General features: G+C 40.0%; 11 protein-coding genes. 2 read left to right on the top strand and 9 right to left on the bottom strand.

Annotated elements, in window-relative coordinates:
* The first annotated feature begins 3 nt into the window (after window positions 1-3).
* Window positions 4-135 carry an EamA family transporter gene (locus K8S13_RS25785; RefSeq protein WP_367172718.1) on the top strand — a complete coding sequence of 44 codons (132 nt, stop codon included), beginning with the start codon at window positions 4-6 and terminating at the stop codon, window positions 133-135.
* Between the two features lie 152 nt (window positions 136-287).
* Here K8S13_RS25785 and K8S13_RS17735 read toward each other — a convergent pair whose 3' ends face one another.
* The 4 genes from K8S13_RS17735 to K8S13_RS17720 all read right to left on the bottom strand — a co-directional run bounded on the left by K8S13_RS17735 (window position 288) and on the right by K8S13_RS17720 (window position 5,763).
* The gene (locus K8S13_RS17735) at window positions 288-2,129 is read right to left on the bottom strand and encodes an ASKHA domain-containing protein (RefSeq protein WP_291464592.1); all 1,842 of its coding nucleotides are present in this window, start codon (window positions 2,127-2,129) and stop codon (window positions 288-290) included.
* Between the two features lie 82 nt (window positions 2,130-2,211).
* Window positions 2,212-2,802, bottom strand: a complete 591-nt coding sequence (locus K8S13_RS17730) for a hypothetical protein (RefSeq protein ID WP_291464590.1) — start codon at window positions 2,800-2,802, stop codon at window positions 2,212-2,214.
* 103 nt (window positions 2,803-2,905) lie between these two features.
* Window positions 2,906-4,159, bottom strand: a complete 1,254-nt coding sequence (locus tag K8S13_RS17725) for a uroporphyrinogen decarboxylase family protein (protein ID WP_291464588.1) — start codon at window positions 4,157-4,159, stop codon at window positions 2,906-2,908.
* A 14-nt stretch (window positions 4,160-4,173) separates the two neighbouring features.
* Entirely contained in the window at window positions 4,174-5,763 is a 1,590-nt protein-coding gene (locus K8S13_RS17720; protein WP_291464586.1) for a dihydropteroate synthase, read from the bottom strand.
* A gap of 257 nt (window positions 5,764-6,020) precedes the next feature.
* Here K8S13_RS17720 and K8S13_RS17715 point away from each other — a divergent pair, with 257 nt between their 5' ends.
* Window positions 6,021-9,137, top strand: a complete 3,117-nt coding sequence (locus tag K8S13_RS17715; RefSeq protein WP_291464584.1) for a sigma 54-interacting transcriptional regulator — start codon at window positions 6,021-6,023, stop codon at window positions 9,135-9,137.
* Between the two features lie 117 nt (window positions 9,138-9,254).
* Here K8S13_RS17715 and K8S13_RS17710 read toward each other — a convergent pair whose 3' ends face one another.
* From K8S13_RS17710 to K8S13_RS17690, 5 genes are all read right to left on the bottom strand, one after another.
* Window positions 9,255-10,445, bottom strand: a complete 1,191-nt coding sequence (locus K8S13_RS17710) for an ABC transporter substrate-binding protein (protein WP_291464583.1) — start codon at window positions 10,443-10,445, stop codon at window positions 9,255-9,257.
* 172 nt (window positions 10,446-10,617) lie between these two features.
* Window positions 10,618-11,391 carry an ABC transporter ATP-binding protein gene (locus K8S13_RS17705; RefSeq protein ID WP_291464582.1) on the bottom strand — a complete coding sequence of 258 codons (774 nt, stop codon included), beginning with the start codon at window positions 11,389-11,391 and terminating at the stop codon, window positions 10,618-10,620.
* 2 nt (window positions 11,392-11,393) lie between these two features.
* Window positions 11,394-12,218, bottom strand: coding sequence for an ABC transporter ATP-binding protein (locus K8S13_RS17700; protein WP_291464580.1), 825 nt, complete (start codon window positions 12,216-12,218; stop codon window positions 11,394-11,396).
* The gene (locus K8S13_RS17695) at window positions 12,190-13,197 is read right to left on the bottom strand and encodes a branched-chain amino acid ABC transporter permease (RefSeq protein ID WP_291464578.1); all 1,008 of its coding nucleotides are present in this window, start codon (window positions 13,195-13,197) and stop codon (window positions 12,190-12,192) included. Before K8S13_RS17695 ends, K8S13_RS17700 begins: the two co-directional genes overlap by 29 nt.
* Window positions 13,194-14,072, bottom strand: coding sequence for a branched-chain amino acid ABC transporter permease (locus K8S13_RS17690; RefSeq protein ID WP_291464577.1), 879 nt, complete (start codon window positions 14,070-14,072; stop codon window positions 13,194-13,196). The genes K8S13_RS17695 and K8S13_RS17690 overlap by 4 nt, the downstream gene beginning before the upstream one ends.
* Between the last annotated feature and the right edge of the window lie 441 nt (window positions 14,073-14,513).

Below are 14,513 nucleotides of genomic sequence, written 5' to 3'. Positions count from 1 at the left end.
TCCATCTTTATCAACCTGATTCCTGTGACTGCCATCCTTTTGGGCTGGCTGATTTTAGGTGAAACATTAAATCCCAAACAGATTGCAGCAACCGTGATTGTCATTTTCGGAGTTTTTCTGAGCAATCAAAATTAATAATATGAAATTGTTCTGGTTGGGTAAAATCGGAGACAGCCTTGTTTATTACTGATAAAAAAGTGTTTATTCTTACTTGGCCATATCAGTCCATGGTGTCAATACAATTTGGCTATGAAAGCTTAAAAATTCCATTTTTATTGCCCTTGATTTTATTCATAGGAATTGAAAGCAATTGCTTCAGCAAATTTATAACTAAAATCAATTTGTTTTCCTAATTCAAGACAATGAAGCTCTTGTGAAAGTCTTTGAGCTCTTGTTCTGACATCATGGTTCAGCAATGCTTTTGCAGCCCCTATCCCTGCTGCATTATTTATTGTATCCACTTGACCAATTTGTGATTTATTGGGAATCATTCCAATGCTCACAGCATTTTCCCAGTTAAAATTTGACCCAAAAGCACCGGTGAGTATGGTTTTTGATACCTGTTTTAAGTTTGCCACCTCCAAAAGAGAATCAATTCCAACCCTTAGCGCTGCTTTTCCCAGTTGAAGCTGCCTGATATCTTTTTGTGTCAATTTTAAATCTTTGTCAGAATTACACGCTTTTGCAGAAACCAGAGTTATACTTCTTCCGGTCATGTCCTCATGGATACCAAAACCACTTTCTTTTATTCGACCCACAGGAGATATAAGATCTGCTTTAAGTGCTGTAGCAACCGCATCAATCAAACCAGACCCGCATAGCCCTATTATCTTTTTTTCAGGGTTACCTGCAATCACTTTGAAATCAAATTTATTATTTTTTTTATTCCAGCTTATTTCATTTGCCGCACCGGGTACGGCACGAACACCACAGGAAATGGTGTAGCCTTCAAAAGCAGGACCAGTGGCTGCGCTAGTTGCAAATGATCCATGGTTTGTTAAAAGTAATAGTTCCCCATTGGTTCCAAGATCAATGATAAGAATACTTTCTTTGGATCGGGGTGGATCAATGGCAATAGCTGTTGCTATAGCATCACCTCCTATGAAAGCCGAAGGCATTGGTAGAAGATGAAGGTTGACTTCTTTTTTAAGAACCAAACCCAGTTCCCGGTTTTTGATATTTATCGCATTAGTGGTGGTTGGCTGATAAGGGGATCGCCCAAGACTTTTAGGGCAAAATCCTAAAAAAAGAGACTGCATGGTTGGGTTCCCGACAATACATGCATCATCGATGTCATTAATGGAGCCGCCTGCCTTTTTTACAGATTCAAAAATTAATTCATTGACAGCTTCAATAACAGCAGACTGGATTTTTTTTAAATTTGACTCGCTTTTGCCCGCAAAATCAATTCGAGAAATCACATCTTCTCCAAACATTCTCTGAGGATTGTTTTTAGCAGATGCAGCAAGAATATCACCTGTTGTTAAATCACAAAGATAGGCTGCCATAGTTGTTGTGCCAAGATCAACGGCCAGGCCAAGAGATTGTGGATAAGAGCCTGAAAGGATTGAGGATATCTCATTATTCCTCTTTACAAGTGTTAGATCATTTTCCAGTTCTGAAAAGTTGGATAGTTGTCTTAATGCGTCAATAGAAAAATCTAAATGATGAACTTGGGCGAGGCTTGTAAGCCATGAAGTAAGATCATGGAATTTATATAAATCCATATGGGATTGTGGTACTTTTCTAATTACAATCCGTTGAACAGGAGAATCAACAGCAAGGGCTTTGCCGATATTAATTTTTGATGAGGCCTGCCCAGAATCTTTTTCAGTGATATTCATTTGGGACACACAAATATCTCCTTGGTCAAGTTGTCTAGTTTGACATGCCAACCGTTTCCCTGAATCAATATCAATGGCAGACAGACACTCTTTTTCAGCCGAAGATATCACGGATACATATTCCTTGGGCTCAATGGTAAGGGAACATTTCCCACAAACCCCTTTACCTCCACAATCCGAATGTATTGGGATTTCAGACTCTGTAAGGATAGCCAACAAAGTTTTTTTTTGTTCTGATTTTAGTAAAATATCCTCTTGGCCTGGATTTTTGATTCTTATGGTCATCTAAAATATACCTTTTTATGGACACTAACCTTGATGAACTCGTAAAAATTATTCAATTCAAATATTAGCATTTCAAAAATTATTATTCCTTTTTGTACCTACAATGCATAAATAAATGGCATTTTTTGCACACTTCTTCTTTTGACCACCTGGGCATTTCTTTAGCTAAACCGATTATCATGGAGCTTGACTTGAATGGAATCATCATTCTGGATGATGTCAGCCGGACATCAATGGCATCTGCCGGCAGCAGATTAAACAGTATCTGCTGGGTTTCCAATGGCAGGCCAGGCATACCGGGAGAGATGGGGCTGCTTGACATTAAGCCCATGTCATCGGCCATGGTGCTGATACGGTGACTTGTCTCTTCCAAAAGACAATCCACTGCAGCACTTCCAATGCCGTCCAGCATGATCCCTATCGACGGGTTGTCTTCCCTGATAAATTTTCTGACCAGGGTTTCAAGCGCATTGCCTATGGTACCAATTGCCAGCACAAGATGGGTGGCATGGGGCATGAGTTTGTAAATTCTTTCTCCCGGCATTCTGCTGCCATTTATGAGAATTACCTCCTCATTTGAAAGCGTGGAAATCTCTTGTACCAGAGTAACAGCCTGACCATGGATGAGGTCTTGATTTTTAACCATGGCCATGGCCAGATCAAACTGCTCCATTATTTCCTTAGCTGGTGGTCGGCTACGACCCCCAAAGCCCATCCTGCGGAACAATCCATCCCTTGTAAGCGACAAGGAAATGTTCTTTATTATATCGGGCTTGTCAATTATATTTGCCATATTCTCGTGTGGTTTCTATCCATGCTTCAAGATTTTCCTGTTTTGCTTCATCTATGAGTGCTGATGCACTCATGATGTAACCTCCGCCATCGCCACAAACATCGACCAGCTGTTTGGTATGATCCTTTACCTGGCCCACGGAACCGGTTACAAGAAGTGAATTTGGCATATTGCCCATGATACAGACAGTATCGCCCAGCTTCTTTTTAGCTTCAAAAATATCGGTTCCCTCAAAATGGTATATGCATTTACCCTTTGGTACCTCTTTTATAATATCAAGACGGGTATTGTACATCCCCTCTATCAAGAGATATGGTGTGCAATCAGCCTCCACAAGATCAAAAATGAGCTGCTGTAATGTGGGCCAGTAAAATTCCTTGAATTGTTTAAGAGACATAAAGTTATCCGTTCCCTTGTGAAGTGGAATAAAAACCCTTGGATTTCCCTTTGCTTTTGCACCATTTATCCCCATGCGGGACACAAAAGGTGCCATATTCGTTACTGCTTTTTTTAAATTTTCAGGCTGCAACAGAAGGTCCATTGCAGCGCCTGATGTGCCCCTTAAATTGTCTGCTATTAAATCATATGGACAAAACACGGTCTGTTCTTTAATTGATGGGAAACCCGCATCCTTTAGTTCCTGCGCAAAAGCCGTAAAAATTTGAGTCCATTTTAGTTGCATTTTCGCCGTTTTAAGAAGAGATTCCAATGCAAGGGTTATATCAGGATCGGCCAATGCAGCTAACACAGCAGGAGTCGCATATCCTAATGCAGCAGTTTCCAAAGGCGGCAATTTTGCCAATCCCTTAAGATTTCCAGAGAGCCTTGGAATAAATTTGCGTAAAAAATAGTTGCCTGGATCGTCAAATAATTCCTGGTATTCATCCTCTTTCATATATTCGGCTTCTACAAATTGAAAAGACTGGTCATCACCAACCCCATGCCCCGGCCACTTTACGGCTTTAAAATCCAAGCCTGAAAGAACTTCATCCATGGCCGTAATAGTAAAATTCACGCTATAGGTTGCATCGGGCTGGAAATGCCGGGTGGTTTTTCTCCAGGCTTTCACTGCTTTTAGAGGATCCGTGTAAGCTTGTCTGGGGGAAATGCCACTGAAGTAGCAATTATAAAATGCAAATAAAGGAACAATTGGAATCTGATCGGGTTCCTTAAGGGCAAGGGCATCAAGAATCCTTTTTTCTCTTTTTTTAAACAAAGCCTGATTAGTAGTTTTCATATTTATATCCTTTTTTAGTTTCCCATCCATTGATCACAGAGCTTGACCGCTTCCATTGCATCCCGGCCAAAGGCATCAGCACCTGCATAAACCCTTACCTGTTCGTCAATTTGACCTCCACCAAGCATAAATTTGATATCTTTAAATCCAGCCTGTTTTATTTTTGCAATGGTCTCCTTCATGGGATCATAGGCAAGGGTAAGAAAGCCGCTTAACCCAATGATGCCAGGGTTAAAACTTTGTGTAGCCTCAATAAATTTTAGAACGGGCACATCAACCCCAAGGTCCATAACCTCATAGCCATTTACCTCCAGCATGGTCACGACAATATCTTTACCAATGTCATGGATATCACCTTCAACCGTGCCAATAATAACCCGGCCTTTATTTTTCTTAAATTCTTCTTTTGTTTTCATATAGGGTTTGATCAATTGTGAAATATCCTTGAGCATCCTGCCTGCCAGTATCAATTCCGGTACAAAGTACTCCTGAGTTTCAAACAGTCGGCCTACCTCTGTCATTGCTTTTTTAGAAGCATCCAGTAAAGATAAAGGGTTTGTCCCCTTGGCAAGAAGGGTTTTTGTCATTTCAAGAACCCGGGCTTTTTTCATGTCTACCAGAGAGATAATAAAGGTTTCTATTTCATCATCATCGCTGACTTGTGGTTCTGCTTTATTTTGGCTGTTGCATTCAATTTCTTCGGCACCACCGGCAGACTCTTTTATAATTCCTGATGCAGTCAACGCGCTGGAAAGATCCCGGAAAGCTTTGGAAATTTTTCCATTATCCATAAATTTATTTTTTAGTGGATCCACAATCAACCCGGCACGATGGCTCTGGTTATAATTCAGGCAGTCAATATCAAGGCCCATAACCAGTTCAGCAGAATAAACAGCATTACGAAGCCCAAAATCCAAAGGATCAATGATGGCACTGTCCATACCAACACCAATTGCCTGGGCAGCAAAGGCCTGGTTTATAATTGTCCGGCAGGGCTGTCCAAAAGAAATATTTGAGAGGCCACAGGTGATGTGAGCTTCAGGGAATGCGTTTCTTATTTTTCTAATCGTTTCAAATGCCGTAACACCGCTATTGTTATCTGTGGCAATGGTGGTGACAAGAGGATCAATATACAATCGATTATCTAAAAGCCCACTTTTCCGTGTGAGTTTGATCAACCGCTCTATTATTTCTAACCGCTTTTGGGCTGTTTTAGGGATGCCATCATCATCTAAAGCAAGAACAACAAGTTCGGTTTTATACTCACAAGCCAGGGGTAATACACTTTTAATCCGCCTGTTTTCTCCACTCAAAGAATTAATCATCGGCAATTGATTGGCTTTTTTTATACCGGCCAGCAAAGCATTTGAATTGGCACTGTCCAGACAAAGCTTAATATCAGTACACTCCTGAATGATTTCCACAAGCCACTCCATATCCTGCGGCTCTTGGGAAGGATGTGTGCCTGCATTAATATCAAGATAATTTGCCCCGGCTTTTACCTGGCTCAGTGCCAGTTCCCTGATATATCCGGAGTCCCTGTTTTTGATTGCGATAGCAACTTCTTGCCGAGTACCGTTAATTTTTTCTCCTATGACTATCATAATAATACCCCCCAAATTTTTTATAAATAGTGATTGTAATTTTATATATTTACTAAAAATGTTGCATGGATTGTGCCATATAAAAAAGATATTTAACTATTTGAAATAATAGAATTAATTCTAATTACTTATAACACATTGAAAAAATAATAATTGCAATATAATGAAATTTTATATTATATGGTGTATAAGCAAATAAGCTAATTGCTTTTAGTTTGTTTAATGGACTTCCTAAATTGAACAGCAAAGGAAACAAAATGACTGATAATGATCATCAACTTTCAAAATTGAATTCAGAAGAAATAGATAATCTTACAATATTTGCTTTACTTCCCCCTCCTATATCATTGGATACATTCGTTGAATTCAACAAGCTTTCTCCTGTGACCATACTCAATTCTTTGGATAATTTGATAAAAAAGGAATGGATTTGTTGCTATGAACCCTCAGGTATTGGCCATTACGCTCTTTGTCTGCCTGAAAAAGCTTACACCATTTTGAAGTTTGCAAAAAAGCAAAAAATTGATTTGCAGTCCCAGGCATTGATAAATCATATTGAAAATAGTGATAGTTCCGACACAGAGAAAAAATTAACAATAACAAATATTTGTTATTATTCTGATATTTGTTATAAACCCGATTATATATTAAAAGCGGCTGAACATTGTCAGAAAATAGGGGCGACAGAAGCAGCAACTGCTTATTATTCATTAATCCTGGATAGTTTAAAAACAGACGATTGTTGTGATCAAAATGACTGGTGTATCTATATTGATGCTGTCTTAGGGATTGTCTCTTCCCACGGACACCGCACACCGCTGGGGCAGCAAAGACAACTGCTTTCTCGTGCACTAAAGTTTTCAAAAAAGCTGAACGACCCGGCACGCCTTTGCAGAGTCGATCTTCACCTTGCCCAGGTTGCTAAAAGAGAAGGGGATTACGAGCAGTCCGGAAAACTCAACCAGGAGGCATGGGAAATTGCAAAAAAACTCAATAATGAGAATCTGTACAGACAAGCAGCACTATTTACCAGTGATTTTTTGTTTTGGCAAGGCTACATATCCGAAGCGGTGAAACGTTATGAGGATGCTATTGGAGATTTGGAACAATTCCCTGCCGATGCGCCCACATTGATCGGATGCGCCACCTTAGGCTGGTGTTATGGTATTTGCGGGCAAACTGCCAGAGGTATTAGTTTGATCGAAGAAGTTCGTAAAAAAGCAAAAAAACAGAAATTTTTTCATGTCATCCGGTATACAGATATTATGAGCGTTCTTACATTGTTTGATGCACGTCGTCTTAAAGAGGCTGAAATTTTTTTAAATAATTTTTTCAGTAACCCCAAAAAAGATTTTGGCAATTATGAACTTTGGGCAGGATATGCTTCCAAGGCATTTATTCTATATACTCAAAATGATCTGCAAGGCTGCTATGAATACCAGACAAAAGCCTATAACAAATCTAAGGAATTTGGATGGTTTCATCATCGGGGTCCATGGAATTTCGACTATATGGCGGCTTTGGAAGACGCAGGGCTCATTCATCCTGCAATGAACTATGAATCTGAAGTCAATCGTTTAAACGACTGGCCGGATATTTATATGAAAGGTGTTGGTTTGCGTTATCAAGCTCAAAGAATGTTGAAAGAAGGTTTGAGTTTAGACACGATACTGCCAAAACTTGAAAAAAGCATAGAGTTACTCACTGAGTCAGGAGCGAAAATTGAATTGGCTCATGCTCAAATTCTTTTGGCAAGATTGAAAATTAAAGTCGGAATTGAAACACAGGCCAGGGATCTGCTCAATGAGGCCTGGCTGGTGGTTTCAGGAATAAACCCCACACTTTTTCCCCAAGAGTTAAAACCCTATGTGGAAGAGGATCAAAAAGAAGATTATTTTCTCAGTATCCTTTTTGATGTAGGGGATGCCATCGGTACGGTACGAAGCCACAAAAGACTTTTAGAGCGTATCATCAATCTTGTTTTGAAAGTGACCAAAGCAGGTCGTGGAGGAATTTTTCTTTTTGGACAGGACAATGAACTCAGCCTTATGGCAAGTCGTAATCTTGATATCGCTATTTTAGAGTCACAGGAATTTAAATTAAGTTACAATATGGTTAATGAAGTTTTCCAAAAAGGCCGGGAAATTACCTATGAAGGTGATACGGCTGATCAGAATGAACCACAACATTTTGGAACCGGTTGGCGTATTGCCTTCCCAATAAAACGCCAGGACCATATTTTAGGGGTTATTTATCTGGACAATGATCTTCTCTGGGCAATTCCCCCAAAGGAATGCCTGCTGGTCTTAAAGGTTATAGCCAGCCAGGTGGCGGTAGCTTTGGAAAATGCAGAAGCCTATGAAGAAATTGCTCGGTTAAAAGAGCGGCTGGAAGATGAAACCCGATTTTACAGGGAAGAATTTGATTGTCTGCCAAACAATAGTGACATTATCGGTAAATCCAATATTATTCAGGATGTTTTAATACAGATTAAAAAAGTAAGCCCTACGGATTCCTCTGTCCTGATCGTTGGCGAAACCGGTGTAGGAAAAGAATTGGTTGCCAAGGCGCTTCATCGTCAAAGCAACCGCAGGGATGGGCCTTTTATTCCTGTTAATTGCGCTGCACTTGATCCCGGACTTATCGCCAGTGAACTTTTTGGGCATGAAAAAGGTGCTTTTACCGGGGCATCACGATTACGACGGGGTCGTTTTGAATTGGCTGATGGCGGGACATTGTTTCTGGATGATATTGATACCCTGCCATCGGAAATCCAGGCAAAAATACTCAGAACATTGCAAGAAAAAGAATTTGAACGTGTGGGTGCGGATAAAACAATATCTTCAAATTTCAGATTGCTGGCAGCAACAAATCAAAATCTTGAGGAAATGATTGAAAAAGGATTGTTTCGAAGAGATTTATATTTCCGTTTAAAAGTATTTCCGATCCATATACCACCTTTACGGGAAAGAAAAAAAGATATACCATTGCTGGCACTTCATTTTTTAGATCAGTTGAACAATAAATTTGGCAAAAAAATAAAAGGATTAAAAAAGCATCATATCAATAAACTATTAGACTATGAATGGATTGGTAATGTAAGGGAATTAAAACATATCATGGAACGGGCTGTCATTTTATCGGAAGGAGAAAATCTTGAACTACCGGATTTGATACCCGCAAGGCGAAATGAAATCCCGGATGATAACATAATGACAATGAAAGACATGGAACGTAAACATGTATTAAAAGCATTAAAACAATGTGGAGGGAGAGTAAGCGGAAAAGGCGGAGCAGCAGAAATACTGGATATTAAACCAACAACCCTTTATGCAAGAATCCGTAAACTTGAAATTCATAAAAAACTAACATAGCCAACCAATAATGGAAGCATTTAAAATGCATTACCTTGAAAATAGAGCCTCACCAAATCTCGAATCGTTTGAAGTTTGGAAAGGCTCTATTAATTTTAAAAAATTAAATTTATATGATTATTTCATCTTTTCACCCAATCTCCATTTGCCTTTACTAATGATTACAGGTACGTAACATCCGTAGGAAAGACCGTTATGATTATCAGGAGAGTAGTTAAAGGTACCATTTTGGCCAACAATATTTTTTAGATTCTCTATATTATCTCTGACCTGTACTCTAATCTTTTTTAAGTCTTTATCTTTGCTTGGATCAAGATTGGGATCAACTTTTTCAAGGGCCTTTCGGAGTAAGGCCATCGAATCCCATGCATGACCGGCATAGAGACTAAATGTTTCATATTTCCTTGTGTATTTATCATAGAGATCCATAGCTATTTCTTTCTGAACATCTCCATCGGGAAGATCATGGGCGACAAGAGCCTTAAGCGAGGTGCTAACCACACCCTCTCCATAGGTACCGGCTAATTTAATAAACTCATGCCCAACCACGGCATACTCACTAACAATAGGAAATTTAATACCAAGATCCCTGGCAGTTTTCAAGACCATTGCTGTATCACCCATGTATCCACAGATAATAAGACCATCTGCTCCACTGCTTTTAATATGCGTAATCTGGGGACTGACATCAGTAGTGCCAGGTGTATATTTCTCTATGATTGCAGGCTTAATTCCTTTATCTTTGCATGTCTGTTCAAATGTCATTTTTCCTGTCTGGCCATAGGCAGTGTCAATGTATATATATGCAATTTTTTTGGAACCACGTTTAAGTAAATTATCTATTAAAATCGGGGTGCATGCATATGCCTGGCTCGGAACAACATTGAAGAGCCACTTTTGGGTTGGCTTCCATATTTTTTCAGAAGCAGCATTGGCTACCAGTACAGTCTCCCCTTCCTCAGCTGTCAGTGCACTTGCCAGGATTGAACCTGTTGTAGAATAGCCCAGGATAGCCGTAACATTTTCAACACCGATTAATTTTTTTGTATTTAAAACTGCTTTAGCCGGTTTGCTCTCGTTATCAAGGATAATCAGCTTTATCTTTCGTCCATTCACGCCACCTGTTTCATTAAATTCATCAGCCATCATTTGATATCCCCTTTTTTCCGGGATACCCAGGCTTGCAGCCCGACCGGTAAGATCCAAGGCAATACCGATTACATAAGGAGCCTGTTTCGCTGAAGATGCCTGCCCCGCGAATACAAGGCAACCAAGGATACAGATAATAACGATCATTAATTTTTTCATAGTGTTTCTCCTTTCATGCATAAAACAAAATAAATTAATTGCTTTATAAGTTTTTTTCAACCAGGCGTTATTAAAGGCCGACTCCCATAGCCAACCCAACTTCCGGCTATATTTTTTTCCATTGTTTTGTCACCACATCAGATTGTGCCATATTATTTTGATGTGGTTTGAATCACGCACCAAGGTATGCAGATTGAATCTTTTCGCTTGCCATAACTTTTTGGGCTGTATTTGCCAGAGTGACCTCCCCTCGTTCCAAAATATATATATAGTCGGCAATCTTTATTGCTGCCCTGGCATTTTGTTCAACCAGCAGGATAGAGATACCCAGCTCGCGGGAGATGAGTTTTAACATATTCATCATTTCTTTTACCAATAAAGGAGACAGACCCAAAGAAGGTTCATCAAGCACAAGAAATTTGGGGTTCGACATAAGGGCACGTCCTAGTGCCAGCATTTGCTGCTCCCCGCCGGAGAGTGTCTCTGAGGCTTGATTAACCCTGTCCCTAAGGACAGGAAAAAGATCAAAAATCATTTCCAGCCTTGCTCCCTGCATTTTTTTTCTTTCATCCTTATCAAGAGAATAGGTTCCCAGCAGTAAAGTGTCCGAGACAGTCATCGCACCAAACAGCTGTCTTCCTTCGGGCACACAGGCAATGCCTTTTCTGATGATCTTATGGGAGGGAGTATCTGTTATAGTTTCATTGTTAAAAACAATTTTCCCTCTTTGAATGCCGAGCAACCCTGTCAACGTTTTTAGCAAGGTTGTCTTGCCAGCACCGTTACTTCCCAGTACAGCAACAATTTCATTGTTCTTGACCGTAAGACAGATATCTTTTAACGCCTGGGCGTCTCCATAAAAAGTACAAACATCTTCGATAACCAGTAAAGACTCACATGACTGTCTTACAGTATTCTTTGTCTTGGAATTTTGAAAATCGACCATTACTAATCCTCTTCTCCAAGGTATGCTTTTATAACCCCCGGATCTGTCCTGACATCATCAGGAGTTCCATCCGCAATTTTAGTACCATAATTTAGAACAATAATGCGTTTAGAAATAGACATGACAAAGGGCATATTATGTTCAACCATGATAACTGCTAATCCATTTTCTACCAATTCTTGAACTAGATCACCAAGCTTGATGATCTCATGAGCTGCAAGACCGCCCGCGGGTTCGTCCAGCATAATTAGGTCAGGCCTCACGCCAAGCGAACGAGCAATACCCAACATTTTTCTCTCACCCAGGGGAAGCTGGTTGACGTCTTCTGCGGCCTTATGTTCCAGGCCAACCATTTTTAAATTCTCCAGGGCTTCATCCAGTATTCTATTTTCATCCATTCGCATTGATTTCAACCGAAATCCAGCCTGGAACATTCCTGTACTGCTTTTTGTATGACAGCCGACCATGGCATTTTCAAGCACAGTCATGTTGGAAAACAGCTCTTCTAACTGAAAGGTTCGACTAATACCTAACTGGGCAATTTTGTAGGCTGGAAGACCGGAAATATTTTGCCCTTTGAAATATACATCACCTTTATTGGGATAGTAAGTCCCAGTGGCAACATTAATAAAAGTTGTTTTTCCAGCACCATTGGGACCAATGATGGAGACAATCCCTTTTTTTTTCAATTTAAAACTTACCCTGGAAAGGGCTTGAATCCCACCAAAATACCTCTCTATCTGAGATACTTCAAATAGAGGAATGCTTTCTCCGGCTTTATTACCTGTCTGACCGGAATTATGTTGCAGAACCTCTGAGTCGGCCATAAAATCTCCTTGTGAGATTGATTAACTGGTCTATTCCTCCGGTTAATCCGCGAGGCATAAATATGAGTATAATAATTATCATTATTCCAAAAAAAATGGCGTCAACGTCATTGGGCATAAACGGAAATATTTTTCCAAGGTAACCGTGTATCAGCTCAATCAGCCAAAAGACCGCAAAAGTTCCGATTAAGCTTCCCCTTAGATATCCTAAACCACCGATGATGATCATCATTAAAAGTTCAATGAGTAAGGGAAAACCAAATGAATCCGGCACGACAAAACGAAGGTAGAAACAAAAGATACTCCCTGAAAAACTGGCCATGACAGCAGTCAGTACAAAAATCTGAATTTTATACTTAGCCACATTGATCCCGATGCTCTGACTGGCAATTTCGCTATTATGAAACGCTCTCATGGCACGACCGATACGAGAGTTGATAAGATTAGAGCAAAACCAGTAACAGCCCAGACAAAAAGCCCATGACAAATAATAAAAGTGGAGATCCGTCTTGAATACAAACTTGCCCAAAGAAAGTGCAGGGATACCAACGAGACCTTCAGGCCCCCCGGTTAAATCAGTAAGCTGGGCTGCAGCAACCTGTGCAATTAAAATAATAGCAAAAGTAGCGCAGGCAAGATAGGGGCCGCGCAACCTTAAAACAGAAATGCCGACTATAAAAGCTATGAAAGCAACAATGGCAGCGGCTACAAAGATACCCGGCAATGGGGATATAATCCCTCTGGCTGATAATATGCCAGGAATGTAAGCTCCTAAGCCAAACCAGGTTGGATGGGCCAGGGAAAATAGACCGGCCTGGCCTTGTAATAAGCCCATCCCTATGGATAATATGCCATATATGGCCACAAGAAGCATAACACTCACTATATAGTTACTTTTTATAATGGTTGGCAGAACAATAATCACAGTAATAAAAATCAACTGGAAAAAATTGAGCTTGAATTTATATTTGTTTTTCATGAGGATATTGTCCTTTTCCAGCGTGAAAAATCTATTGTTTGAAATATCAAAAATATAACCATAATTGTAAGGGCTAGTGCATCCTTCCAACCCGTTGAAATAAATCCTGCGACAAATCCTTCCAGCAAACCCAGTGCCAGCCCGGCTGCAACAGTGCCGCCGATACTCCATCCACCCACAATAGCAACCACAAGTCCTTTTAAGGCAGTCATAAGGCCTATACTATAGCCGGTAAATGCAATGGGAGTAATAACGATGCCTGCTATAGCGCCAAAAGCTCCGGCTAGCCCAAAACAAAAAAGTCTGAATTTTTTGACATCAATTCCGATCAAACCGGCCCCAATTTGGTTGATGGACGATGCCCTCAATGCTTTCCCCAAAAGTGTACCGTTGAAAAACCACAAAAGTCCCAGGGTCAGAATGCCCAAAACACCGATTATAACGATGGCTTGCGGCATAATCGTCGCACCTAAAATATTAATAGGTTCGATTGCAATAAAGGGTTTCAAGGTTCTGGTTTCAGACCCACAGGTAATAAGAATTACCCCTTTAATGACCGATGCAGACGCGATGGTTATCAGCATGTATGTCATTTCCGTGGGGTGTTTGACGGGACGTATCACTACACGCTCAAGCAGGATAGCTATCAAGGTAGTGCAAGCTATTGAAAGAAAAATCGCATATGGCAATCCTATGCCTGCGCCAAAAAAAACACAGGTAAGCATGCCGCCAAGCATGACAAACTCACCCGTTACAAAATTCATAACACCACTAATAAGAAATACTGTGCTCCAGCATATCCCGACAATGGCATAAATACTTCCACTTGTTATTCCTGAAATTGCGTATTGGATAATCTCTGAAAAAAGTGTCATGGTAATTAGCTGTAATATAGCCCTTTTTTTGTTTATTAATCGTCCTGGTTCTCAAACATACTTCAGAATTATTGCATGGAGCGTGCCATTTTAAAAAAAATAGCTAACCACCTTAAATAATAGACTGTATTTTTAGATATACCTGATATATAAATTGAAAATAATTATAATATAATATAATTTTATAATATATTGCATGGCAGCGGTAAGATTTTGCTTTTTAATCTGTGAATATGCTATGGGAATATTCTCTTAATTTTTTGGATTATGACATCTTGTGGTCTGGAGGATTAAAAGTCTTGAGCAAGCCAATACATCCCGCCCGGTTCTTGGCAATCTCCTGGAAGTTTTTGCAATGGCCAGTGCCTGCGCAAATATTATTCTGATTAAAAAACTCAGCTCACGGTATAACACCTGGTCTTTGACCGGGATGCAGATCTG

It is taken from the genome of Desulfobacula sp. (assembly GCF_021107415.1).
The sequence above is the reverse complement of the archived record's forward strand: the minus strand, read 5'-3'. Positions and strand labels throughout refer to the sequence as shown.